At 68.7% G+C, this 25230-nt stretch carries 21 protein-coding genes; 13 read left to right on the top strand and 8 right to left on the bottom strand.

Features of this window, described 5'->3' with window-relative positions; genetic code table 11:
* Positions 1-9 precede the first annotated feature (9 nt).
* On the top strand, positions 10-366 hold the full coding sequence (locus HNQ52_RS06920) for a hypothetical protein (protein ID WP_183960372.1): 357 nt from the start codon (positions 10-12) through the stop codon (positions 364-366).
* A complete protein-coding gene (locus HNQ52_RS06915; RefSeq protein ID WP_183960371.1) occupies positions 363-572 on the top strand; it encodes a hypothetical protein in 210 nt (69 codons plus the stop codon). The genes HNQ52_RS06920 and HNQ52_RS06915 overlap by 4 nt, the downstream gene beginning before the upstream one ends.
* Positions 573-770: 198 nt before the next feature.
* Here the strand turns inward: HNQ52_RS06915 and sppA are convergent, their stop codons facing one another.
* Positions 771-2642 (bottom strand): signal peptide peptidase SppA, encoded by a 1872-nt coding sequence (sppA, locus tag HNQ52_RS06910; RefSeq protein ID WP_183960370.1) that lies wholly within the window; start codon positions 2640-2642, stop codon positions 771-773.
* Between the two features lie 137 nt (positions 2643-2779).
* Positions 2780-4165, bottom strand: coding sequence for an MATE family efflux transporter (locus HNQ52_RS06905; protein ID WP_183960369.1), 1386 nt, complete (start codon positions 4163-4165; stop codon positions 2780-2782).
* Between the two features lie 187 nt (positions 4166-4352).
* Here HNQ52_RS06905 and HNQ52_RS06900 point away from each other — a divergent pair, with 187 nt between their 5' ends.
* The 3 genes from HNQ52_RS06900 to HNQ52_RS06890 all read left to right on the top strand — a co-directional run bounded on the left by HNQ52_RS06900 (position 4353) and on the right by HNQ52_RS06890 (position 9087).
* On the top strand, positions 4353-5615 hold the full coding sequence (locus HNQ52_RS06900; protein WP_183960368.1) for a DUF3667 domain-containing protein: 1263 nt from the start codon (positions 4353-4355) through the stop codon (positions 5613-5615).
* A gap of 10 nt (positions 5616-5625) precedes the next feature.
* Positions 5626-7464, top strand: a complete 1839-nt coding sequence (locus HNQ52_RS06895) for a hypothetical protein (protein WP_183960367.1) — start codon at positions 5626-5628, stop codon at positions 7462-7464.
* A 75-nt stretch (positions 7465-7539) separates the two neighbouring features.
* Positions 7540-9087 carry a hypothetical protein gene (locus HNQ52_RS06890; protein WP_183960366.1) on the top strand — a complete coding sequence of 516 codons (1548 nt, stop codon included), beginning with the start codon at positions 7540-7542 and terminating at the stop codon, positions 9085-9087.
* Positions 9088-9105: 18 nt separating this feature from the next.
* Here the strand turns inward: HNQ52_RS06890 and HNQ52_RS06885 are convergent, their stop codons facing one another.
* Positions 9106-9762, bottom strand: a complete 657-nt coding sequence (locus HNQ52_RS06885) for a TetR/AcrR family transcriptional regulator (protein ID WP_246387642.1) — start codon at positions 9760-9762, stop codon at positions 9106-9108.
* Positions 9763-9854: 92 nt separating this feature from the next.
* Between HNQ52_RS06885 and HNQ52_RS06880 the strand changes: the two genes are divergently transcribed.
* From HNQ52_RS06880 to HNQ52_RS06865, 4 genes are read left to right on the top strand one after another with little or no spacing between them, the layout of a single operon-like run.
* Positions 9855-10958: an efflux RND transporter periplasmic adaptor subunit gene (locus HNQ52_RS06880; RefSeq protein WP_183960365.1), complete on the top strand. Its 1104-nt coding sequence runs from the start codon at positions 9855-9857 to the stop codon at positions 10956-10958.
* Positions 10959-10964: 6 nt separating this feature from the next.
* On the top strand, positions 10965-14060 hold the full coding sequence (locus HNQ52_RS06875; RefSeq protein ID WP_183960364.1) for an efflux RND transporter permease subunit: 3096 nt from the start codon (positions 10965-10967) through the stop codon (positions 14058-14060).
* A 24-nt stretch (positions 14061-14084) separates the two neighbouring features.
* Positions 14085-14363: a type II toxin-antitoxin system RelE/ParE family toxin gene (locus tag HNQ52_RS06870; RefSeq protein ID WP_183960363.1), complete on the top strand. Its 279-nt coding sequence runs from the start codon at positions 14085-14087 to the stop codon at positions 14361-14363.
* Positions 14364-14376: 13 nt separating this feature from the next.
* Positions 14377-14685: a HigA family addiction module antitoxin gene (locus HNQ52_RS06865; RefSeq protein ID WP_183960362.1), complete on the top strand. Its 309-nt coding sequence runs from the start codon at positions 14377-14379 to the stop codon at positions 14683-14685.
* Positions 14686-14832: 147 nt separating this feature from the next.
* Here the strand turns inward: HNQ52_RS06865 and HNQ52_RS06860 are convergent, their stop codons facing one another.
* From HNQ52_RS06860 to mnmG, 3 genes are all read right to left on the bottom strand, one after another.
* Positions 14833-15690: a DUF3800 domain-containing protein gene (locus HNQ52_RS06860; RefSeq protein WP_183960361.1), complete on the bottom strand. Its 858-nt coding sequence runs from the start codon at positions 15688-15690 to the stop codon at positions 14833-14835.
* Between the two features lie 92 nt (positions 15691-15782).
* Positions 15783-16427, bottom strand: a complete 645-nt coding sequence (locus HNQ52_RS06855; protein WP_183960360.1) for a hypothetical protein — start codon at positions 16425-16427, stop codon at positions 15783-15785.
* A 239-nt stretch (positions 16428-16666) separates the two neighbouring features.
* Complete coding sequence (mnmG, locus tag HNQ52_RS06850; RefSeq protein ID WP_183960359.1) at positions 16667-18553, bottom strand: tRNA uridine-5-carboxymethylaminomethyl(34) synthesis enzyme MnmG; 1887 nt, start codon at positions 18551-18553, stop codon at positions 16667-16669.
* A gap of 561 nt (positions 18554-19114) precedes the next feature.
* On the opposite strand from mnmG, the gene HNQ52_RS06845 reads away from it, so the two are divergent.
* From HNQ52_RS06845 to HNQ52_RS06835, 3 genes are all read left to right on the top strand, one after another.
* The gene (locus tag HNQ52_RS06845) at positions 19115-19312 is read left to right on the top strand and encodes a hypothetical protein (protein WP_183960358.1); all 198 of its coding nucleotides are present in this window, start codon (positions 19115-19117) and stop codon (positions 19310-19312) included.
* A gap of 246 nt (positions 19313-19558) precedes the next feature.
* Positions 19559-22960, top strand: coding sequence for a bifunctional proline dehydrogenase/L-glutamate gamma-semialdehyde dehydrogenase PutA (gene putA, locus HNQ52_RS17080; RefSeq protein ID WP_425486484.1), 3402 nt, complete (start codon positions 19559-19561; stop codon positions 22958-22960).
* Positions 22961-23020: 60 nt separating this feature from the next.
* Positions 23021-23455 carry a hypothetical protein gene (locus HNQ52_RS06835; RefSeq protein WP_183960356.1) on the top strand — a complete coding sequence of 145 codons (435 nt, stop codon included), beginning with the start codon at positions 23021-23023 and terminating at the stop codon, positions 23453-23455.
* Between the two features lie 18 nt (positions 23456-23473).
* Here HNQ52_RS06835 and HNQ52_RS06830 read toward each other — a convergent pair whose 3' ends face one another.
* Positions 23474-24490: a hypothetical protein gene (locus HNQ52_RS06830; RefSeq protein ID WP_183960355.1), complete on the bottom strand. Its 1017-nt coding sequence runs from the start codon at positions 24488-24490 to the stop codon at positions 23474-23476.
* Between the two features lie 3 nt (positions 24491-24493).
* Complete coding sequence (glnK, locus tag HNQ52_RS06825; protein WP_183960354.1) at positions 24494-24832, bottom strand: P-II family nitrogen regulator; 339 nt, start codon at positions 24830-24832, stop codon at positions 24494-24496.
* A 121-nt stretch (positions 24833-24953) separates the two neighbouring features.
* On the opposite strand from glnK, the gene ubiK reads away from it, so the two are divergent.
* A complete protein-coding gene (gene ubiK / locus HNQ52_RS06820; RefSeq protein ID WP_183960353.1) occupies positions 24954-25223 on the top strand; it encodes a ubiquinone biosynthesis accessory factor UbiK in 270 nt (89 codons plus the stop codon).
* Positions 25224-25230: the final 7 nt, after the last annotated feature.

Genomic DNA, 25230 nt, shown 5'->3' with positions numbered 1-25230 from the left:
AGGCATGGCATGGCGTTTCGTGGTGTGTGGTGCGCGCTGATGCTTGCGGCCCCGTGGACGCTGGCGCAGGCGGCGTGCGCGCCGGTCGACGGTTGGCAGGACGGTCGCGCCGGCAAGGGCCGCAGCGACGGTTGCGATGGCGCCGAGTATGCGGAAGCGCATCGGCTCGGCGCGTCGCTGCACGAACTCGAAGTCGAGCATCGTGCGATCGCGCGCGCGATTGCGGAGAAGTCCGTGACCGACATCGGCGTGCAGCAGCGTCGGCAGCGGCAGCTCGACAACGACATCGAGGCCATCCGTGGCCTCGCCACCATCAAGGGCTGGCCGCTGGAATCGCCGCCGCCCGCCACGGGAGGAACACCGTGAGACAGACCATCGCCGGCGCCATCGTGCTGCTCGCACTGGTGGCCTGTTCGTCCGAGCCGCCGCCCCCGCCGCCGCAGGCGCGCGAAGAAGACAAGGCGCTGCAGCATGCGATCCAGGCGCCGCTCGACAAGGCCAGGGCCGTCGAGGACGAGGTGTTGAAGGCGCAGCAGGACCAGCAGCGCACGATCGACGAGCAGGGCGGCTGACGACCGGCGGGCGTCCGGACGTTCCGACGCCTCTGACCCGATGCCTCGGACGGCGCTCGCGCGCTGCCCGGACGGCCCCCTTCCCGGCCGTGCGCAACGGTGTCACCGCTTCCGCGGCGACGCGGTTGCAGATGCACGCGATGGCGCGCGCCAATGCCGGCCGCACGCGCGATCACCGATCGACCGGGATCTGGGGGTCTACAGCTCGCAGAAGCAGTAGGCCACGGCCTTGAACGGCCTCGCGCCCGCCGCCGGCGGTTCGAGCAGCCGCAAACCGGCCTGCACCTCGTCCGCGAGCCGCGTGTCGAGCACGAACTCCGGCACGCCGAGGCGCGCGAGCGCCGTCCCCGCCAGCGTGTTGCGGGTGGCGTTGACGACGAACTGTTCGAACGGGGACAGGCTCTTTTCCACGTAGCGCACGCCGAACGCGTCGTCGGCCAGACCGGCCTGTTCCGCGGCCGCCGCGATCGCATCGCGCAGGCCGCCGAGCTCGTCGACGAGGCCACGCTCCTTCGCCTGCGCCCCGCTCCACACGCGGCCGCGCGCCACCGCGTCGATGGCTTCGGGCGTGGTGCCGCGCGCCTGCGCGACCTTGCCGGTGAACTGGCGGTAGCCTTCGTCGATGACGCTCTGGATGACCGCGCCGACGGCCGGATCGAGCGGGCGGGTCGGATCGAAGGCCCCGGCGAAGCGCGTGGTACCGACGCCGTCGACGCGCACGCCGATCTTCGCCAGCGTGTCCGGGAAGGTCATGAACAGGCCGAAGATGCCGATCGATCCGGTGATGGTGCTGGGATCGGCGTAGATCGTGTCCGCGTTCATCGAGATCCAGTAGCCGCCGGACGCGGCCACGTCGCCCATCGACACGACGACGGGTTTTCCCGCGGCGCGCGTGAGTTCGACCTCGCGCCGGATCTGCTCGGACGGGAACACGCCGCCGCCGGGGGAATCCACGCGCAGCACCAGCGCCTGCACGTTCTCGTCCTCGCGCGCCTCGCGCACGAGCTGCGCGGTGGACACGCCGCCGACGGTGCCGGGCGGCTGCTCGCCGTCGGTGATCTCGCCCTGCGCCACCACCACGGCCACCTGCGGACGGGTGTCGAACGGCAGGGTTTCGCGGTCGAGGAAGCCCAGGTAATTGTCGAGCGTGACCTGGCGGAAGGTGTATTCGTCGTCGTCGGCGACGCCGCGCTCGATCAGCAGATCGCGCACCTCGTCCTGCGTCATCAGCGCGTCGACGAGTTTCTGCCGCAGCGCGAGCTGCGCCAGGTTGCCGTTGACCGCCTGCACGCGTGCCGGGAGCTGGTCGATGTCGGCCTGCAGCGTGGCAGCATCGAGCTTGCGGAAGCCGGCGATGTCGGCCAGGTAGCGGTTCCACAGATCGTTCATCCAGAACAGGTCCGCCTCGCGCGCTTCGGGCGACTGCGCGTCGAGAATGTAGGGCTCGGCGGCGGACTTGTACTCGCCCACGCGGAACAGGTGCACGTCCACGCCGAGCCTGTCCTGCAGGCCTTCGCGGAAATAGCTGCGGTAGCGCGCCAGGCCTTCGAGCAGGATGCCGCCGTCCGGATGCAGGTAGATCTCGTCCGATGCCGCGGCGAGGTAGTACTGCGACTGGCCGAGGTTCTCGGCGTAGGTGACGACCTGCTTGCCGCTCTTGCGGAATTCCACCAGCGCGCTGCCGATTTCGCGCAGCGCGGCCATGCCGGCGCCGGTGATGTGGTCCGGACGCAGCACGATGCGGTCGATGCGCGCATCGGTGGAGGCGCGTTCGATCGCGCGCAGGATGTCGCGCAGCTGCGTCTCGGGCTGCTCCTGACCCATCGCGCGGGCGATGGCGCGCGAGGCCGGATCGGCGCTGTACTGCTCGACGATCTCGCCCTGCGGCGCGATCACCAGCGCGCTCTTCTCGCGCAGCACCGGGCCGCCGGCGAACATCGCGATCAGCACCACCGCCACGATCAACAGGAAGATCGCGTTGAAGACGAGGCGACGGAAGAAATTGACCGCATCCCACAGAAACTGCAGGAAACGCATGAAGGGATTGCGGGTGCTGGCGGTGGCGGACATGGGGCGTCGATCATGAAAGTTGTCCGAAAGCATACCTGCACTGGAACGCGCGCCGCAGCGCTGGAGGTCATCGGGACCTTCGGCGCATGGGATGCCGCGCCCTGTGTCCCCACCTGCGGACGCGGCGTCGCCGCGCGTCAGCCGGCGGCGTCGACCTGCGCGAGCATCCTCGCGTCGAGCCGGCGCGCGGTGCGCCAGAAGCGCAGCGTGAGCAGCAGCGCGGCGAAGCTCAGACCGGCGATCAACCCCACCCACATGCCCGGCGCGCCCCAGCCCAGGCCCAGTCCGAGCGTGGCGCCGAGCGGCATGCCGACGCCCCAGTACGCGAACCCGGCCAGATACATCGGCGCACGCGTGTCCTTGAGCCCGCGCAACGCCGCGCCCGACACCACCTGCACGCCGTCCGAGAGCTGGAATGCCGCGGCGAACAGCAGCAGTGTGGACGCAAGCGTGATGACCGCGGCATCGTGCGTGTAGATCGCGGCGATGGCCTCGTTGCCGAGCGCGATGCACAGCGCCGCCGTGGCCTGCGCCAGCAGCACGATCGCGTAGCCGGCGAGCGCGGCGTTGCGCACCGCATCCGGGCGGCGCATGCCCACCGCGTGGCCGACGCGCACCGTGGTGGCCTCGGCCAGCCCGAGCGCGGCCATGAAGGTGAGGGTGGCGACGTTGATCGCGATCTGGTGCGCGGCCACCTGCAGTTCGCCCATGCGGCCGATCAGCAGTGCGGTCGCGATGAACAGGCTGCCTTCCATGAACACGGTGACGCCGATCGGCAGGCCCAGCGCGAGCAGGCCGCGGATCGGTGCCCAGCGCGGCGGGTCGAAGCGCGCGAACAGGCGCAGGTCCGCGAACCGGCGGCTGCGCGACAGGTACAGCGCAAACGCCGCCGCCTGCAGCCACAGCATGATCGCCGTCGCGTAGCCGAGCCCGGCCGCGCCCAGTTCCGGCAGGCCGAACGCACCGAACATCAGCGCGTAGCCGAGCGGCACCAGCACCGCGAGGCCCGCGAGCCCGAGCACCATCGTCGGCAACGTCCAGTGCACGCCCTCGCTCAGATAGCGCATGCAGAAATATAGCGCCAGCGCCGGCACGCCCCAGCGGATGCCGTGCAGGAAATCGCGCGCGCCGCCCTGGATTTCCGGCGCGATGCCCATCGGTCCGAAGGCGAGACCGGCCAGGCTCAGGAACGCGAACAGCAGCAGCGACAGACCCAACGCCAGCCACACGCCCTGGCGGAACAGCGGCGCGATCTCGTCGCGGCGGCCGGCGCCGTCGAGCTGCGAGACCGACGGCGGCAGCGCGAGCAGGATGCCGATCAGCACGATGATCGCGATCGACCAGATCGACGCGCCCACCGCCACCGACGCCAGCGTGTTGGCGCTGTGGCGCCCCGCCAGCACGGCATCGACGAAACCGATGAGTCCGGTCGACACGTGCCCGAAGATCAGCGGCAACGCGAGCACGAGGGTGGTGCGCATCTCGCGCGGCAGGGCGGCGAAACGTGAGGGTGCGGCAGACATCGGGAATCCGGATCGGACGACTGCGGCCGCGCGCGCGCGCTGGCGCCGGGTCGACGCAGCCCGCTATCTTAGCGGCTGGGGAGCATCGCGACGTGAGCGCGAGCGCAACGGCGTCACGCACGCGGCACCGGCGCGTCGAACGGTCGAGGCGGACGCGCCCGCGCCGCAGGCAGCAGGAGAACGCAGCATGAATCCGAGCAGCGAGACACCCGCGTCGCCGCCCGCGCCGAGCGCGGCGGCGGCACCGGACCCGGCGTCCGCGCCGGCCGGCATCCTCGCCAGCGAGGACGTGGTGCCGATCGACCCGCCACCGTCGCCGGTGGGCCGGGCATGCGAGAACTGCGGCACGCCGCTGCTGGGCGAACACTGCTACGCCTGCGGCCAGCCCACGCGCGGCATGGTGCGGCACTTCACCACCATCGTCGGCGACGTGGTCGACACGGTGTTCAATTTCGACTCGCGCACCGTGCGCACCGTCGGCCCGCTGCTGTTCCGGCCCGGGCGGCTGACGCACGAATACTTCGACGGCCACCGCGTTCGCTTCGTCAGCCCCGTGCGACTGTTCTTCTTCTTCTGCGTGGCGGCGTTCCTGGCCTTGCAGTTCAGCGTGGACACCGGCGACAACTTCGTCAACTTCAACGGCGCCGGCGACATTTCGACCGCGCAGACGGTGCAGGAGGCGGAAACACGACGCGACGCGGCGATCGCGCTGCTGGAGACCACGCGCAAGGCCATCCCGACGCCGCCGGACGGCAACGACGGCATGGACGAGGGCATCGCCGAGATCCGCAAGGAGGCCGACACGCGCCTTGCGTACCTGCGTGCACGCGACGCCGCCATCGCCGCCGGCACCGCGCCGCCCGAGGACCCGAACGCGGACGAAGAGCCGATCAAGTTCCGCTTCAACGAGCGCGACTGGGACCCGGACGACAACCCGCTGGTGATCGGCTGGCTGCCCGGATTCGCCAACGATGGCGTCAACCGCCTGCTGCTGCGCGCGCGCGGCAACATCGATCACATCCAGGACGATCCCGGCCGGCTGCTGGAGGCTTTCCTGCAGACGCTGCCGCAGACGCTCTTCGTGCTGTTGCCGGTGTTTGCGCTGCTGCTCAAGCTGATGTACGTCTTCAAGCGCCGGCTCTACATGGAGCACCTGATCGTGGCGCTGCACAGCCATGCGTTCCTGTGCGCGGCGCTGCTGCTGATGGTGCTGCTGACCGACATCGGCGCGCAGTTTGCGCCCGGCGGCCTCGTGGAATCGGTGTGCGAGCTCGCGGTGTTCGCGCTGATGCTGTGGATGCCGCTGTACCTGCTGCTGATGCAGAAGCGCGTGTACCGGCAGGGCTGGATCATGACGCTGCTCAAGTATTTCGTGATCGGCAACCTGTATCTGATCCTGATCTCGTTCGGCGTGGTGGTGAACCTCGCCTTCAGCCTGGTGGCGATGTGAACCGCGCGGCATGACGGGACGCGCGCCGCGGCTGTTCGCGTCCGAGCGTGGCGGCGCCGGGCTTGCCGCGGTGTGGCTGCTGTGGGCGCTGCATGCGGCGCTGTATCCGTTTGCGACACTGATCGTCGACTCTGGCCGGGATCTTGCCAACGGCCTTGCCATCGCGTCCGGCGCAGGCCTGCCGGACTACGGGCCCGCGCTGTTCGGCGTGTGGCACCTCGGACCTGCGTGGTACGCACTGCTGGCGCTGCCGTTGTGGCTGTTCGGCAGCGTCGGGGCCACCGCGCTGTTCGTCGGCGTGCTCGCCGCGCTGAAGATTCCGCTCGCGTACGCACTCGGCCATCGCCTCGGCGACCGCACGCTGGGTCTTTTTTGCGCGTTGTTCGCCGCGCTGCCGGGCTGGCAGATCCTCGGCGCGCTGGTGTTGTCGCACACCGCGCTGGTGGAAACGCTGCTGTACGCGACATTCCTGTGCTGCGTGTGTGCCGTGCAGCGTCGACAGCCGGCGTTTGCGGCGCTTGCGGCGTTGCTGCTCGCACTGGCGCTGCACGCGCATCCGACCGCCCTGCTCGGCGCGCCGGCGGTGGCGTGGGCGCTGTGGCGCGGCGCCCCGCGCCAGCGCGCCGCGTGGTTGGGCATCGCGGCGCTCGCGTTCGTGCTGCCGTTCGTGCCGATGCTGCTGGCCGAGGCGCGCAGCGGCTGGCCGCAACTCGGAGGCACCGGCCGTTATCTCGGCGACAGCGATCTGCTCGCACGCGCGGTCCGCCTGCCGCAGGTGTTGTGGGGCAGCGGCTGGAACGCCAGCGTGTTCGTGCGCGACTTCCTGCTGCAGCGGGTGCCGGGCACGGGCTGGGCGTGGCAGGTCGGTAGCGCGATCGGGTGGCTCGGTGCCCTGGCGGGCGTGGCTGTCGCCCTGCGCGATCGGGATCTGCGGCCCGCCGCCGCGCTGCTCGCATGGATCGGTGGCGTGCTGTTCGTGTGCGTGCTGCGCGACACCACGCCGGCGTGGATGACCTACGCCGTCGCCCCGCTCCAGACGCTCGCATGGGCGCTCGGCTGGCACGCGTTGCTGCGCCCGCCGCGACGGCGCGCGCGGCTGGTGCATGCACTCGCCGTGCCGGTGTGCATGGTGGCGTTGCTGCTGCTCGCCGACCGTGTCGCGGTGTGGCGCAGCGGGCTGCAGGCGGTGCCGGGCGCGTCGGTGGCCGATGTCGCGGAGGCGCCGACGCGCGAGCCACCGTCGCGCTTCTGGCTGTCGGCCGTCGGGCACGACGCGGTCGCGCGCCGGCTCTGCGCCGAACCCGCGTCCGTTGCGCTGCACGGCGACCTCGCGGCGGCGTTCGACTTCGGCCAGGGCGTCGCGGCACGCCTGCACTGCAGCGACGGCCTGCTGCCGCGCCTGGGCGGCGTGGCGGGCGCACAACATCTGGCCGGCGTGCCCAGCGCCGTGGCCACGGCGCTGCACATCGACGGCGAGCCGCTCGCAGGCTTCGTGCTGCGCGCACCGGCACGCGTGCTGTTTCCGCCCGAGGGACGCATCGCCGTCGCCGACACCGTCTACCGCGCCACCGCAATGGCGGCCCTGGCGAAGCAGGGCGAGCGCAGCGAGTCGCTGCGCGCCGACTGCGCGCCCGGGGAGATGCTGGTGGTCACCAACCGCCTGCCCGAACTCAATCCCGTGCACATCCGGGCGCGCGACGCCGCCGGTGAACGCGATCCCGTGCTGACCCAGCTGGCAAGCCGCTACTACGCCTGCGACGGTGCGCCGATCGAACTGCTCCTGCGCGCCCTCGACGCGCCGTCGCTCGATGTCTTCGTGCTGCCGCTGAACGCCGACGCCGCGCGCTGATCCGCGCGTCGCACCGGCGCGTACGTCTTCCCGACCACGGCCGCCTCGACGCCGTGCCACCGGAGACGCCATCGCATGAAGTCCGCATTGCTCGCCAGCCTGCTGCTCGCCGGCACGGCCATCGCCGGCGCCGGCTCGCCCGACACCACCTTCGGCGGCGACGGCCGTGTACGCCTCGCCTTCGATCTCGACGGCGACTCGCTGCTGGACGAACTGCACGCCGCCGTCGCCGGGCCGGGCGGCGTCACCTATCTCGTCGGCCACGCCAGCGTGCCGGCCAACCCGCAGTTTCCGGATCTGGGCGGTGCCGCGATCGCGATCGCGCGCCTCACCCACACCGGCAAACCCGACGCGACCTACGGCAAGGCCGGGCGCGTGGTGCATGCGGACCCCGCGGCTGCACACCTTGTCATGCTCGACGCCGCGCTGGCGCCGGACGGTGCGCTGCTGACGGCCGGCTACGCGACCACCGGCGACGTGCGCATGGCCGCATGCCGGTTCGCGCCGGACGGCAACGTCGATGCCGCGTTCGGCAACGCGCTCACGCCCGGCTGCGCCGTCATCGACCTGCCGGGCAATTTCGACGTCGCCCATGCCGTGCTGGCGATGCCCGACGGCCGCATCGCGCTCGGTGGCGAGGACGGGCAGGGCAAGGCCGTGCTGGCGATGCTGGACGCGGCCGGCGCGATGCTGCCGGCGTTCGGCGATGGTGGCGTCCGCCGGCTCGGCGACGGTGTCGTCGCGGACCTTGCGTTCGACGACGGCGCGCTCGTCGCCGTGGGGCAGCACGATGCGGGCGAGGCGCACGCCTTCGTCGCCAGGCTCGATGCGTCGGACGGATCGAACATCGCGGCGTTCGGCGGCGGCGTGGTCGCGTTCGACCTCGGTGCGCCGGGCGGCGGCGCCGACGCCTTCGTTGCGGTGTCGGTCGCGCCAGGCGGCGACCTGGTCGCCGCGGGCTGGAGCGAGGACGGCGGCATCGGACGCGGCGTGCTCGTGCGGTTCGATGCGACCGGCGCGCCGGTCGCAGGTTTCGGCGACAGTGGCGTACAACAGTTCCACGCGCCCGAGGGCGTCGACCGGCGCTGGATCGATGCCGTCGATGCAACGCACGCCGACCACCTCTTCGTCGCCGGCCGCGACATCGAGATCGTACTCGGCCACCCATTCGTTGCCGCCATCGCGATGCGCCTGCTGCCCGACGGCAGCCCGGACGCAAGCTTCGGCACCGAGGGTGTCGCCATCGCGAACCTCGACCTGCCGGCACACCCGTCCGACACCGCGCTCGTGGTGCACGGCGCACGCCCGCTCGTCGCCGCCACCATCGGCGCGGATCCCGATCCGCCGCTGACCGGCGACTACGCCGCCGCACGCTTCGAGCACGGCCTCGCGCACGCGCGCCTCACCGTCACGCCCAAGTGGGGTCCGGGCGGATCGATCAAGCCGGTGCAGCCGGTGCAGGTGGGCTACAGCAACGTCGCGTCGTTTCTCGTCGTGGCCAAACCGGGATTCGGGATCGCCACCGTCGACGGCTGCGGCGGCGCGTTGTTCGGCAACACCTACATCACCGACCCGGTGCTTGCCGACTGCAGCGTCATCGCGACGTTTGCGCCGCTACCGTGACGCAGACCACGCGGCGGCTCATCGCGGCGCGTACGCCCGCAGGAAAAAATCCACCACCGACCCCACGTGCGCATCCACCTCGTCGGCGTGCGCACACGCCGCCGCGCCGCACAGCATGCGGCGGTTGACTTCGCCCTTGAGCAGGCAGAGGAAGTGGCCGGCCGCTTCGCGCGTGTCGGGGATGTCGAGCTGGCCGCGTTCCACCGAAGCGGCGAGGAAACGCGCAAGGCTTTCGCTCACGCGCGCGGGACCGGCCTCCCAGAACAGGCGGCCGAGGGTGTCGGCGTTGCGCCGGTCGGTGGTCAGCAGCATGCGCTGCAGGCCGATGGCCTCGTCGCTGGACACCAGGCCATGGAAGCGCAGCCCGATGGTCATCAGCGCGGCGCGGATCGGGCCGCGCGTCACCGGCACGAAGATGTCGTCCGGCACCTGCTCCAGGCACTTCTCCTTCACCGCCTCGGTGAACAGCGTTTCCTTGTCGGTGAAGTGGCTGTAGACGGTGAGCTTGGAGACGCCGGCCTCGGCCGCGATGGCATCCATGCTCACGCCCTCGAAGCCCTGCAGCGGAAACAGGCGCTTGGCGGCGGCCATGATGGCGGCGCGTTTTTCGAGGTCCTTCGGACGGCCGGGGCCGGGCGAAGGGGGACGCGACGAGCGGCGGACGGTGATCGGCAACGGGCGGGTTCCAAATACTGGACTGGCGAGTATTTAAATTTTACTATACCCGTCAGTTCAATTACTACCCGACCGGGTCGACGGAACCTTACATGAACGCGATCGCACTGCGTCACGGTGTGCTGGCCCTCGGTTTCGCGCTGGTGCTGGCCGGTTGCGGCAACGGCGCGAAGGAGGCCGAGGTGATCCGGCCGGCGCTGGTCGAGAAGCCGCTGCCGGGCGGGCACGCGGTGCTGGCGTTTCCCGGTGACGTGCGGGCGCGCGAGGAATCGGCGCTGTCGTTCCGTGTGGCCGGCAAGATCGCGAAGCGGCACGTGGACGCCGGTGCGCAGGTGAAGAGTGGCGACGTGCTGGCCGAGCTCGATGCCGACGACCTGCGCCTGCAGGTGGACGCCAGCCGCGCGGCATTGAATTCGGCGCAGGCCGATCTGGCGCTGGCGAAGACCGAACGCGAGCGCTACCGCGCCCTGCTCGATCGCAAACTCGTGGCGCAGTCCGCGTTCGACGCGCAGGACAACGCGTTCAAGGCGGCGCAGGCGCGGGCCGAGCAGGTCCGCGCGCAGCTCGACGTGACGCGCAACCAGGCCGGCTATGCGCAGCTGCGCGCACCGGCCGACGGCATCGTCGCCACCCGCCATGCCGAGGCCGGGCAGAACGTCGCGGCCGGGCAGACGGTGTTCACGCTCGCGGCCGACGGCGAGCGCGAAATCGCGATCAGCCTGCCGGAGCAGACCATCGGGCAATTCAGCGTGGGACAGCGCGTGATGGTGGAGCTGTGGTCGCAGCCCGGAACGCGCGTGCCGGGCACCATCCGCGAACTCTCGCGTGCGGCCGATGCGCTGGCGCGGACCTATGCCGCACGCGTGAGTTTTGATGCGGAAACCGCCGACGCGCAGCTCGGCCAGAGCGCGCGCGTCTACATCGGCGCGGCCGAAGGCACGGCGCTGTCGGTGCCGCTCGCGGCGGTGACGGCCGATGGCGGCGCGAGCTTCGTGTGGGTCGTCGATCCGGCGACATCGACGCTGCGCCGCACGCCGGTGCAGACCGGGCCGTACGGCGAGGAACGCGTGCCGATCCTCGCCGGCCTTGCCGACACCGACTGGGTGGTGGTGGCCGGCGCGCACCTGGTGCGCGACGGGCAACCGGTGAAACCGATCGACCGGGACAACCGCGCCATCGCGCTTGCGGCGGAGTGACGCACCATGTCGCGATTCAATCTGTCCGAATGGGCCCTGACCCATCGCAGCCTCGTGCTGTACGCGATGCTGCTGCTCGGCATCCTCGGTGCGGTTGCGTACACGAAACTTGGTCAGAGTGAGGATCCGCCGTTCACCTTCCGCGTGATGGTGGTGCGCACCCTGTGGCCGGGTGCGAGCGCGGAAGAGGTCTCGCGCCAGGTGACCGAACGCATCGAGAAGAAGCTGATGGAGACCGGGCGCTACGAATTCATCCGCGCCTACTCGCGCCCGGGCGAATCGCAGATCATGTTCGTGGCCAAGGACAGCCTCACCTCGCGCGACCTGCCCGAGCTCTGGTACCAGGTCCGCAAGAAGACCAACGACATGCGCGCCACGTTGCCGGCCGGCGTGCTCGGCCCGTTCTTCAACGACGAGTTCGGCGACACCTTCGGCAACATCTACGCGCTCACCGGCGACGGCTTCGACTACGCCACGCTGAAGGACTACGCCGATCGCCTGGAGATCGAACTGCAGCGCGTGCCGGACGTGGCCAAGGTGGAGCTGCTCGGGCTGCAGGACGAAAAGATCTGGATCGAGCTGTCGAACACCAAGCTCGCCACGCTCGGCGTGCCGATGGCCGACGTGCAGCGCGCGCTCGACGAACAGAACGCCGTCGTGCCGTCGGGCTTCTTCGAAACCGGCAGCGAGCGCGTGCAGCTGCGCGTGTCCGGCGCGTTCGATTCGGTCGAGGACATCCGCGCGTTTCCGTTCCGCGTCGGCGACCGCACCTTCCGCATGGGCGACGTGGCGGACGTGAAACGCGGCTTCTCCGATCCGCCCGCGCCGCGGATGCGGTTCATGGGCGAGGACGCCATCGGCCTTGCGGTGTCGATGCGCGCCGGCGGCGACATCCTGCGCCTGGGCGAGGCACTCGAAGTGGAGTTCGCACGCCTGCAGCAGCAGCTGCCGGTGGGCATGCAGCTGCGCAAGGTGTCGGACCAGCCGAAAGCGGTGGAGGACTCCGTCGGCGAGTTCGTGCGCGTGCTGGCCGAAGCGGTGATCATCGTGCTGCTGGTGAGCTTCTTCTCGCTCGGTTTCCGCACCGGCCTCGTCGTGGCGCTGTCGATCCCGCTCGTGCTCGCGATGACGTTCGCGGCGATGCAGTACTTCGGCATCGGCCTGCACAAGATTTCGCTCGGTGCGCTGGTGCTCGCGCTCGGGCTGCTGGTGGACGACGCCATCATCGCGGTGGAGATGATGGCGGTGAAGATGGAACAGGGCTTCGACCGCCTGCGCGCGGCCAGCTTCGCGTGGACGTCCACCGCGTTCCCGATGCTGACCGGCACGCTGATCACCGCGGCGGGTTTCCTGCCGATCGCCACCGCCGCATCGAGCACCGGCGAATACACGCGCTCGATCTTCCAGGTGGTGACGATCGCGCTGATGGTGAGCTGGGTGGCGGCGGTGATGTTCGTGCCGTACCTGGGCGACAAGCTCTTGCCCGATTTCCGCGCGAAGAACGGCGGCCAGGCGCACGCAGCGCACGATCCGTACGCCACGCGCTTCTACAGCACCTTCCGCCGCGTGCTGGAATGGTGCGTGACGTGGCGCAAGAGCGTCATCGTCGCCACGGTGCTGCTGTTCGTGGTGGCGGTGATGAGCTTCCGGTTCGTGCCGCAGCAGTTCTTCCCGTCGTCGACACGGCTGGAGCTGATGGTGGACCTCAAGCTCGCCGAAGGTGCGTCGCAGCTCGCCACCGACGCGCAGGCGCGCAAGCTCGAAGCGATGCTGAAGCAGCGCGAAGGCGTGGAGAACTTCGTCGCGTACATCGGCACCGGCTCGCCGCGCTTCTACCTGCCGCTCGACCAGCAATTGCCGCAGGCGAGCTTCGCGCAGTTCGTGCTGCTGACCACCGACATCGAGGCGCGCGAGGCCACGCGCGCGTGGCTGATCCATCTGTTCGAAACCGACTTCCCCGACGTGCGCGGGCGCGTCACGCGGCTCGAGAACGGTCCGCCGGTCGGGTATCCCGTGCAGTTCCGCGTGTCCGGCGAACACATCGACATCGTGCGCGAACGTGCGCGACAGGTGGCCGCGAAAGTGCGCGAGAACCCGCACGTCACCAACGTCAACCTCGACTGGGAAGAACCGAGCAAGGTCGTGCGTCTTGTGATCGACCAGGACCGCGCGCGCGCGCTCGGCATCAGCTCGGCGCAGGTGGCGAAATTCCTCGAGAGCTCGCTGTCCGGATCGTTCGTCAGCACCTACCGCGAAGACAACGAACTGATCCAGATCCTGCTGCGCGGCCCCGACGACGAACGCGCGCGCCTGTCGATGCTCGGCTCGCTGTCGGTGCCCACCGAAAACGGCCGCGCCGTGCCGCTGGCGCAGATCGCCACGCTCGACTACGGCTTCGAGGAAGGCATCATCTGGCACCGCAACCGCCTGCCGACGGTGACGGTGCGCGCCGACATCTACGGCAAGATCCAGCCGGCCACCGTGGTGGCGCAGATCGCGCCCACGCTCGACGGCATCCGCGGCGCGCTGCCGCCGGGCTACCTGCTGCAGGTCGGCGGCACGGTGGAGGATTCGGCGCGCGGCCAGAACTCGGTGAACGCCGGCGTGCCGCTGTTCCTCGTGGTGGTGTTCACGCTGCTGATGATCCAGCTGCGCAGCTTCTCGCGCTCGCTGCTGGTGTTCCTCACCGCGCCGCTGGGCCTGATCGGCGTGGTGCTGTTCCTGTTCGTGTTCCGCGTGCCGTTCGGCTTCGTCGCAATGCTCGGCACGATCGCGCTGGCCGGCATGATCATGCGCAACTCGGTCATCCTCGTCGACCAGATCGAACAGGACATCGCCGCCGGCCACGCCCGCTGGCAAGCCGTCATCGACGCCACCGTGCGCCGCTTCCGCCCGATCGTGCTCACGGCCCTCGCCGCGGTGCTCGCGATGATCCCGCTCTCGCGCAGCGCCTTCTTCGGCCCGATGGCCGTCGCCATCATGGGCGGCCTCATCGTCGCCACCGCGCTGACGCTTCTGTTCCTGCCGGCGCTGTACGCGGCGTGGTTCCGGGTGCGGAAAGACGAACCGGCGCCGTCGGTCGGAGCACTGTTGCAGGTTTAACGCGACGCGTTATATGCTGGAGCGGTGATCGGATCCTTCCGCTGCGCGGAGACGCAGGCCCTGTTCGAGACCGGACGTACCCGCCGGTTCTCGGCCATTGCCGACGTCGCGATGCGGAAATTGGCCATGCTCGACGCAGCACGCGAGTTGCGCGACCTCGCAAGTCCGCCCGGCAACCGCCTCGAAGCGCTGCACGGCGATCGACGCGGCCAGCACAGCATCCGCATCAACGCGCAGTGGCGCCTGTGCTTCGTCTGGCGCAACGACGCGGCCGAGGACGTCGCGATCGAGGATTACCATTGAGGACACCGCCGCCATGAAGAAAAACGGCATGCGCCCCGTACACCCCGGCGAGGTATTGCGTGAGGAATACCTGCAACCGCTCGGCATGACGTCGAATGCGCTGGCGACCGCACTCGCCGTACCCGCCCCCCGCATCAACGACATCGCCCGCGAACGCCGAGCGGTCTCGCCCGACACGGCGATGCGCCTGGCACGCTACTTCGACACCACGGCCGAGTTCTGGATGAACCTGCAGGTGGCCTACGACCTGCGGTGCGCAGAGATCGAAGCGGGCAAGCGCATTGCGCGTGAGGTGCAGCCGAGGACGCGGCATGCAGCCTAGCCATACGTGATGCGAAGACGCGGATTCGTCTGAAAGCATCCGTTTCGCACGCGTGTTCTCTGTCGACGCTGACTGATGCCTACGGATCGGAGCGGGCGTTCGAAAATTTTTTCTGAACTGAGCGTGGTTGACCAGTAGAGTTAATTGTCAGTCGTCAGCCAAGTCATAGTGCCTGCGCCACTGGACTCTTGGCTCAACCCGAACAGCAGCAATGAAAGCGTTTAGCCGATCCATGTAACGACCATTGCGTTCAACGAGCGTGGTGCGAACAACCCGCCCACGAATGATCGAGTAGCATTTTGCATAGAAGTTCTTGGCATCTTGCGACCATGCGTCTCGGTGCCCCTTCTCAATCTCGATGAACCGCTTGGTGCAGTAGATGACAAGATCCGAGAGCTGAATCATAGGGTTCTTTTGTGAGTCCACGGAGTAGCTGAACTCAACTACCCATTTGACGCGGTGGGCTGGCACACCACCAAACCTACGCTCGTGCATTAGCTGTTCAATCAGGCCGTGGTGCTGGTCTTTTTGGTCGAGGATGACCATGCCACGGGCCGAGATTCCAAGACGATCACGCACATACCAGTTGATGTAGGTGATTAGGTAGTCAAAGCCAATTGGATAGGGTTGGTTGGAACCGTATGGAACCGGCGCGTCGTGGTTGGTTACGGCTAGAGCTTGCTTGTCGATCGCGAGGTAGTGGACGCCATGAGCGCGTTCCTCAAGAAGGCCGAGCAGGCGAAGAGCAAGCTCACAACGCGGCTGCAGATCATGGCCAGAAAACGGGCCGTCGCCTGCAGGGCATAGCAATTCTTTCGAGTGCAGTTCAAAGTCGTTTGGGGTGTTGCCACCGAAGTAGTCAGAAATTATCTGACTCAGGCGCTCTTGCGTTATGTTCCAGCCCTCGTCGCGCACACTTATTCCGCCGAGAACGAATATGGGTTGGTACTGATCTGCGAGGTTGGCGCCCGTGTCGCCTGACTCATCGATATAGAAGAAGTGCACGGATGCGGCTCCTTTGGGCTAACGCCGTGGTAAGCGGCCTGGGACCGACGGCACTCGGTTCATTCGTGATCACCGCCCGCAGGTTTGCATAGTCATATCTCAACCAGCGTAGAGGTGCAGCTCCTATCGAGGAGAACTATCTTGCTCCACAGGCCCTTATCAGGAAAGTGCGGCCGGCCTTGCGTGAAATCTTCTGGCGAGAAGTTTAGGCCGGTCATGTCTACCATAACGAGCCACCACTCTTGGTAGTTGAAATGGTAGCCAACAACCTTCCGCGACTTCTCGGCGACAAAAAACCGCATGCTCTTGATGAGCTCTGCGACCACCCATCCACCAGCCTCGTGATCCGAGTAGCCGCCGAGCACGAAGCGATGTTCGAGTTGCTGGCTAGCGGGGTAGAAGGACAGGGAAACGCATTCGTTTACTCGAAGCAGGAACGGCTCTGACGTGTTCTGCGGACGAAAAGTATCCAAGTGCCTCCTAACGCTTGGCCTGAGACTGGACCACCTCAGGGAACCGCGGAAACTCAGGAATACAAACCAACTCTGGCCTTCAGCGGGCGGGCCGACATTCCTCAGCTCTGACAAGAGCCCCTGCACGAGCGGTATGGTAGTTTGGGGGAGACCCTCGACATGGCCGCCTTCTAGTTCTCGAACCTGTGTGAAGCGCCTAACCTCGACGGCTATCCGTCCGTCGATCAGAATGTCGGGCGGAACATTTCCATCCGGCTCATGCACGACGCTTCGATGTCCGCGAGAAGCGAACCAACGAGCTACCAGCATCTCAGCTGCATCCACTTGAGATTCAACGCCTGAGTTAAGCCCCGCAGCGAAGCGGTGTCGGCTGGAATGATCAGAGGAAACTGGGGTCAATTCGCAGTTTCCGACGACTACATAAAACAGAACCGGGACACATCGGACGAAAACTCCGAACAAAGTATATGGAGGCAGGCGCACACGCTTGCGCCCCTGGAACCTCAAGCCACCCGCTTCGCCGCCTGCCGCTTGAGGTGGACGAGCAGCAACGAGATCGCCGCCGGGGTGACGCCGCTGATGCGTGAGGCCTGGCCGATGGTGTCGGGGCGGGCCTTCGTCAGTTTGGCGGTGACTTCGGCGGAGAGGCCGGAGACGGCGGTGTAGTCGAAGTCGCGCGGGATGGGGGTGTCTTCGCTGCGGCGCTGGCGGTCGATGTCGTCGCGCTGGCGGTCGAGGTAGCCGGCGTATTTGGCCTGCACTTCGACCTGTTCGGCCACGCGCGCGTCGTCGACGCCGGGGCCGAGGCCGGGCACGCGCACGAGCTTGGCGTAGTCGAGTTCGGGGCGGCGCAGCAGGTCGTGTGCGGTCGCTTCCTTCGAGAGCGTGACGCCGGTGGCGGCGTCGAGGCCGGCGGCGAGCGGCTGGCCGGGCACGACCCACAGCGCCTTGAGCCGCGCCTGTTCGCGTTCGATCGCGTCGCGCTTGGTCGCGAACGCGGCCCACTGCGTGTCGTCGACGAGGCCGAGGTCGCGGCCGTGTCCCGTCAGACGCAGGTCGGCGTTGTCCTCGCGCAGTTGCAGCCGGTATTCGGCGCGCGAGGTGAACATGCGGTAGGGCTCGATGGTGCCGTTGGTGACGAGATCGTCGATCAGCACGCCGATGTAGGCCTCGTCGCGGCGCGGTGTCCACGGCGCGAGGCCCTGCGATGCGCGCGCGGCGTTGAGGCCGGCGATCAGGCCCTGCGCGGCGGCTTCCTCGTAGCCGGTGGTGCCGTTGATCTGGCCGGCGAAGTAGAGGCCGTCGATGGCCTGGGTTTCGAGCGAGGCGCGCAGGCCGCGCGGGTCGAAGTAGTCGTATTCGATGGCATAGCCGGGGCGCGTGATGACGGCGTGCTCGAAGCCGCGGATGCTGCGCACGAGGTCGTACTGCACGTCGAAGGGCAGCGAGGTGGAGATGCCGTTCGGGTAGATCTCGTGCGTGTCGAGGCCTTCGGGTTCGATGAAGATCTGGTGCGAGGTCTTGTCGGCGAAACGGACGACCTTGTCTTCGATCGAGGGGCAGTAGCGCGGGCCGACGCCTTCGATCGCGCCGGTGAACAGCGGCGAGCGGTCGAGCCCGGCGCGGATCACGTCGTGCGTGCGTTCGCTCGTGTGCGTGATCCAGCAGCTGACCTGGCGCGGGTGGTCGGCGGCGCTGCCGGTGAAGGAGAACACCGGCATGGGGTCGTCGCCGGGTTGTTCGTCGAGGGTGGAATAGTCGATCGAGCGGCCGTCGATGCGCGGCGGGGTGCCGGTCTTGAGCCGCGCCACGCCGAGCGGCAGTTCGCGCAGGCGCTGCGCGAGCGTCAGCGCGGGGGCGTCGCCGGCGCGGCCGCCGGCGTAGTTGGCCTGTCCGACGTGGATTTTTCCGGCGAGAAAGGTACCGGCGGTCAGGACGACCCGATCGGCGGTGAACCGCAGGCCCATTTGCGTCACCACGCCGGTGACGCGATTGCCCTCCAGTGTCAGGTCGTCGACGGCCTGCTGGAACACGTTCAGATTAGGCTGGTTCTCCACTGCGTGCCGGATCGCGGCCCGGTACAGGCTGCGGTCGGCCTGGCAGCGGGTGGCACGCACGGCAGGACCCTTCGATGCGTTCAGCGTCCGCCACTGGATGCCGGCGCGGTCCGCGGCGCGGCCCATGATCCCGCCGAGGGCGTCGATTTCCTTGACCAGATGGCCTTTTCCGATGCCGCCGATGGCCGGGTTGCAGCTCATCTGGCCGATGGTCTCGATGCTGTGCGAGAGCAGCAGCGTGGACGCGCCGGCGCGCGCCGAGGTCAGCGCGGCCTCGGTGCCGGCGTGGCCGCCGCCGATCACGATGACGTCGTAGCGCTGCGGAAAAAGCATGGCAAAACCTGACCTTGGGTGTCGCTAGTGTACGGAATCGGGCGCTTGGCATGCTTGCTGCAGAACGCATCCCGCACCCGCGCCGACAGGCGCATTGCACGGATCGATGCTGACGCGCCGCGCGCTCGCAGCGACACCGGCAGCACGCTGGCCGATGATTGGAACAGGGATCGGCTCGTGCGACGCGGGGAAGCAGCCGGCCAGTGTCACCGGTCCGGCCCATTGAAGCGGCGGCCATGGGGGAAACTGGTCGCCGCAAACAACACCGCCGGCCCGGGAGGCCCGGGCCGGCGGTTTGTTTGAACAGGGGTGTCTTGCTGCGTTGGGCAGGACACCGAAAAAAGTCGGCGCCTGGCGGGTCTTTTGGAACAGGGGGAATCCAGGGGACCGTATGCCAGACGCCGAGCAGCTTGGAATTTGCCGAAAGCTGAGCCGCCAGCGTCGCAAAGGGACGCGGCGTGTCACTTCGGGGGAAATGATGCGCCGGGTTTCGGGCGCACGCAAGAGAAGATTTTGTTAAACCAATCGTAAAAGTGTGACGTAGTTCACAGGAACGAGCAAATGCAAGCAATGACAGCCGGACTCGAGCCCCGCGTCGCCTCCGACGCGCAGCTGCAGCGCCACGATCTGATGATCGAGCTCTACCGCCTCGACCAGGCCTCGACGCTGGCCCGACGCCAGGCGCGGGCCGAAGACCTGTCGCGCATCGAGCGCGCCCGCGCCCGGGTGAGCGACGTGCTGGCACGCCTGCCGGCCTGAGCCTTTGATCTTCCCTTCTCCCCCCGGGAGAAGGTGCCGAAGGCGGATGAGGGACGCGCCTTTGCGCTGACTCGATGTTTCGTCTTGCAGGTTCCAGGCTTATGCCTCGGTTCGGGCGTGTTTCCCGCAGCGCCCATCCCTCATCCGGCCTGCCGGCCACCTTCTCCCGGCGGGAGAAGGATTTCCACGACAACCCCTCCGGCGCCCCGGCTGCCCGCCGAACACCAGCCCCTCTACACTATCCGTCTGTCCTCGCCGGCCCCTGCCGGCCCGCCAAGGTCCGACGTGCACCCGATCCTGACCCCCGAACTGCCCGGCACCCAGTCGCCGCTGCGCGCCGCCATCACCGCCGCCTACGCGCGCGACGAAGCCACCCACCTGCGCGAGCTGCTCGACCAGGCCCGCGTCGACCCGGCCACCCAGCAATCGATCCAGTCGCTCGCCGAGCAGCTGGTGCAACGCGTGCGGCAGAAGGCCGAGGACCAGGGCGCGATCGAAGCCTTCATGCGCGAGTACGACCTCTCCAGCGAGGAAGGCGTGCTGCTGATGTGCGTGGCCGAGGCGCTGCTGCGCATTCCCGACCAGGACACGGCCGACCGCCTGATCCGCGACAAGCTCGGCGAGGCCGACTGGGATTCGCACCTGGGCCGCAGCGATTCGGTGCTGGTGAATGCGTCGACGTGGGGGCTGATGCTCACCGGCCGCATGGTGAACCTCGCCGACGAAACGAAGCGCAGCGTCGGTGGCGCCTTCCGCCGCCTGATCGGCCGTGCCGGCGAGCCGGTGATCCGCCTCGCGGTGCGGCAGGCGATGCGCATCATGGGGCACCAGTTCGTCATGGGGCGCACGATCGAGGAGGCGCTCAAGCGCTCGAAGAAAGGCGAGAACGCGAACTACCGCTATTCCTTCGACATGCTCGGCGAAGCGGCCTTCACGCAGAAGGACGCGGACCGGTATCTGGAGGCCTACCGCAAGGCCATCCTCGCCATCGGCGCCACCGGCCCGGGCGGCTCGTTCCGCGGCGCCGACGTGTTCGGCACGCCCAGCATCTCGGTGAAACTTTCGGCGCTGCATCCGCGCTACGAACTCGCCAAGCGCGAACGCGTCCTGGCCGAACTCGCCCCGCGTGTGTTGCAGCTGGCGCAGCTCGCCAAGCAGCAGGGCATCGGCTTCACCATCGATGCCGAGGAAGCCGACCGCCTCGAACTGAGCCTCGACGTGATCGCGGCGGTGTACGAAGACCCGTCGCTCGACGGCTGGGAAGGTTACGGCCTCGCCGTGCAGGCGTACCAGAAGCGCGCGCCGTTCGTGCTCGATTTCCTCATCGACCTCGCGCGTCGCGCCGGCCGCCGCATGCCGGTGCGACTGGTGAAAGGCGCGTACTGGGATTCGGAGATCAAGCGCGCGCAGATCGATGGCGTGAGCGGCTATCCGGTGTTCACGCGCAAGCCGAACACCGACGTCAGCTACCTCGCCTGCGCCAAGAAGATGCTCGCGGCGACGGATGCGCTGTATCCGATGTTCGCCAGCCACAACGCGCAGACGATTTCGGCGATCCATCATTTTGCGAAGGCGCTGGTTCCTGTTGCGAACACGCCGGCTGCGGCTGCGGCACAGGACTCCGCCACGACGCCGGACCCCTCCTCACCGTCGTCCCGGCGCACGCCGGGACCCAGTGACGTTGGCTCTGCGACGGCGGCGACAGCAACGCCGCTGGGTCCCGGCGTTCGCCGGGACGACGGGAGTGTGGTGCGCGGTGCGGGCGCGCCGGGCTTCAAACCCTACGAATTCCAGCGCCTCCACGGCATGGGCGAAGACCTCCACGCCGAAGTCGTCGCCCCCAACGCGCTCGACACCCCGTGCCGCGTCTACGCCCCGGTCGGCAGCCACGAAGACCTTCTGCCCTACCTCGTGCGCCGCCTGCTCGAGAACGGCGCCAACTCCAGCTTCGTCAACCGCATCACCGACGAGAACGTCAAACCCGCCGACCTCGTGGCCGACCCCGTCGCCACCGTCGCCGGTTTCGATTTCCAGCCGCATCCCCGCATCCCGCAACCGGTCGCCATCTACGGCGAGGACAGGAAGAACTCCATGGGCGTGAACCTCGCCAACGAACAGGAACTGGCGCGTCTGGCCGAGCAGGTGAACGCCGCCGTCAAACCGTGGCGCGCGACGCCGCTGGTGCCGGGCGCGAACTTCGCCGGCACGGCACTGCCCGTCACCAACCCTGCCGACCGCCGCGAACAGGTCGGCGAATGGCTGCCCGCCGACACCGCCACCGTCGAACGCGCACTCGCCAACGCCGAAGCCGCGCAGCCGGGCTGGGATCGCCTGCCGGCCGCCTCGCGCGCCAAGATCCTCGAACACGCCGCGGACCTGATGGACGCGCGCCTGCCCGAGTTCATCGCGCTGTGCACCAAGGAAGCCGGCAAGACGCTGGCCGACGGCGTGGCCGAAGTGCGCGAGGCCGTCGACTTCCTGCGCTACTACGCGCAGCAGGCGCGCCGGATCATGGCGCATCCGGAAAAACTCCCCGGCCCCACCGGCGAATCGAACGAACTGTTCCTGCACGGCCGCGGCGTGTTCGTCTGCATCAGCCCGTGGAACTTTCCGCTCGCGATCTTCACCGGCCAGGTCGCGGCCGCACTCGTCACCGGCAACAGCGTCATCGCCAAGCCCGCCGAGCAGACCAACCTCGTCGGCCATGCCGCGGTGAAGCTGCTGCACGAAGCAGGCGTGCCGGACGACGTGCTGCAGTTCCTGCCCGGCGACGGCGCCACCGTCGGCGCCGCACTCACGCGCGATCCGCGTGTCGCGGGCGTGGCCTTCACCGGCTCGACCGAAACCGCACGCGCGATCAACCGCGCGCTCGCCGCGCGCGACGCCGCCATTGCCGTGCTGATCGCCGAAACCGGTGGCCAGAATGCGCTGATCTGCGACTCGTCCGCGCTGCCCGAGCAGCTGGTGAAGGACGCGATGACGGCGGCCTTCGGTTCGGCCGGCCAGCGCTGCTCGGCCGCGCGCGTGCTGTTCGTGCAGCGCGACATCGCCGACAAGGTGGTGACCATGCTTGCCGGTGCGATGGACGAACTCGTCGTCGGCGACCCGGGCCTGCTGTCCACCGACGTGGGACCCGTAATCGATGCCGACGCGCTCAAGGTGCTCGAAGACCACGCCGCGCGCATGGACCGCGAAGCCACGCCGATCAAGGCTGCGAAACTCGGCGAAGCCGCATCGCACGGCACCTTCTTCGCGCCGCGCGCCTACGAACTGAAGGAGCTCTCGCAGCTCACGCGCGAAGTCTTCGGCCCGGTACTGCACGTGATCCGCTACGACGCGGCGAAGCTCGACGACGTCATCGCCCAGATCAACGCCACCGGCTACGGCCTCACGCTCGGCATCCACTCGCGCATCGACGAGACCATCGAAAAAATCTCGCGCGGGGTGAAGGTCGGCAACTGCTACGTCAACCGCAACCAGATCGGCGCGGTCGTCGGCGTGCAGCCGTTCGGCGGCGAGGGGCTGTCGGGCACCGGTCCGAAAGCCGGCGGCCCGCACTACCTGCACCGCTTCACGATCGAACGCACGCTGACGGTGAACACCACGGCCGCCGGCGGCAACGCCTCGCTGCTGACGCTGGACGAGTGAGGCCGCGCACCGGCCGCCGCACGGGATGCACGCGGCGGCCGGATCGGTGAGAATCGGCGCATGAACACATCCCCGCGCCGCCGCACCGTCCTCCTCGCTCTTGCCGCCACGCTGCTGTTGTCCGCCTGCACCGGGGTCGGCACCAAGACCGACGTGTTGCAGCGCACGCTGTATGCCTACTCCGCTGCGGTGCGCTGGAACGAGGGCAATATCGACAACGCACTCACGTTCGTCGATCCGGAGTATCTGGAAACGCACCCGATCAAGGATCTGGACCGCGAGCGCTTCCGCCAAGTGCAGATCACCGGCTATTACGTGAAAGGCTCGCAGCAGGTCACAGAAACGCAGTACGCGCAGCGCGTGGAAATCCGCCTGGTCAACGTGCACACGCAGGCCGAGCGTTCGATCGTCGACGACCAGGTCTGGCGCTGGGACGAGAAAACCGAGCACTGGTGGCTGACGACGGGGCTGCCGCGCATCGCCGAGACGCGCTGAGACCGCAGCGCGGCCGATTCAGTCGGTCCCGCACATGCCCGCGTCGGGCGGGCCGAGCACGCCGGCCTCGTTGTCGATCGGCGCCTGACCGGCGAACCGTTGCGCAAGCGCCGCGGCGCGCGTCTGCAGGTCGCGCCATTGCGCGGCATCGAAAGCGCCGCGCGCGGCGTCGATCTGCGCCTGCAACGTGGCGGCGGTGCCGGGATCGGTGTGCGCGAGCAGCGCCAGCGCGTACAGCACCGCCAGTTCGGGGTCGGGCATGATCGCCTCGCCCGCCAGATGCGGCAGCGGCAGCCCGCTGTGGATGCGCTGCAGGAAATACACCGCGCGCAGGTCGCCCTGCGCCGCCGCGCGCTGCAGCAGCGCCGGTGCGGCCTCGCGGTAGGCGGCCCAGGCCTCGGGCTGCAGATCCTCGATGCTCCAGTCGAGCGGCGGATTGACGGCAAAGCGCGTCGCAAGCCGCATGTCGCCCTGCGCCGCGGCGAGCATGTACTGCCATGCGTTGGCATCCGCCCAGCCATCCGGCAGGCCCGCGCACACGGGTTCGGCGTATTCGGCCTGCTCTTCGAGCAGGGCGATCATCGCCACCGCGCCGTCTTCGGACGAGGCATCGCGCGCCGCGCTGGTCTCGAAAAATTCGGCGGCCTCGCGTGCGTCGCGCGCGTGCAGGCAGGTCTCGGCTTCGAGCGCGAGACGACACGCGGCACGGGTGTCGCCGCGGCGCGCGCGCGCTTCCAGTTCGGGCAGCATCGACGCCAGCGGCGTCCCGGGCGGCGGCAGCGCGTTGTCGGCGGGCGCATCTGCCGGCGGCGGTTCTCCGGAAGCGGCCATGCTGTCGGGCCGCGGCGGCAAGGCGGCGCGGTCGGGCGCGATGTCGGGCGCCGCAGGGCGCTCGGGCACCGGTGCCGGCGGCAGAGGGGCGGGCACGTCCGCGACGGGCGGCACGCGCGCGCGCTGCTGCACCAGCCACCAGCCGCCGGCCAGATGCGCGCCGGCGACGAGCGCGAGCAGCAGCGCCTTGCCGAGGCCGCGCATGGGCTACAGCGCGTCGGCGTCGAGCTCGCCGGTGCGGATGCGGATCACCTGGTCGAGCGCGGACACGAAGATTTTCCCGTCGCCGATCTTGCCCGAGTACGCGGCCTTCTGGATGGCCTCGACCACGCGCTCGACCTGGTCTTCGGTCACCGCCACCTCGAGCTTCACCTTGGGCAGGAAATCGACCACGTACTCCGCCCCGCGGTACAGTTCGGTGTGGCCCTTCTGCCGTCCGAAGCCCTTCACCTCGGTGACCGTGACACCGGTGATGCCGGCCTCGGACAAGGCCTCGCGCACATCGTCGAGCTTGAACGGCTTGATGATCGCCATCACCATTTTCATGTCATCGCCTCATTGTCTGGGACCGTCCCAGGAAATTTCCTAGCCGATTCTAGTGCGTCCTCCGACGCCCACAACGCGCCGCGCGGCGCATGCTGACCACCACCCCATCGCGGAGCGCGCCATGATCAATCTCAAAGCCGTCGACGACCTCGCCCAGCGCCTGAGTGCCCTGATGCCGCCGGGCATGAGCGAGGCGCGCGAGGACATCGAAAAGAACATGCGCGCCGCGCTGCAGGCGGGCCTTGCGAAACTCGATCTGGTCACGCGCGAGGAATTCGACGTGCAGCGCGCCGTGCTGCTGCGCACGCGCGAGAAGCTCGACCTGCTCGAACGCATCCTCGTGGATCTGGAAGCCCGGCTCGACGCGGTGTCGCCGGCGGCGCGCAACTGACGACGCG

The organism is Chiayiivirga flava (assembly GCF_014202825.1).
GTDB classification, from domain to species: Bacteria; Pseudomonadota; Gammaproteobacteria; order Xanthomonadales; family Xanthomonadaceae; genus Chiayiivirga; species Chiayiivirga flava.
The sequence above is the reverse complement of the archived record's forward strand: the minus strand, read 5'-3'. Positions and strand labels throughout refer to the sequence as shown.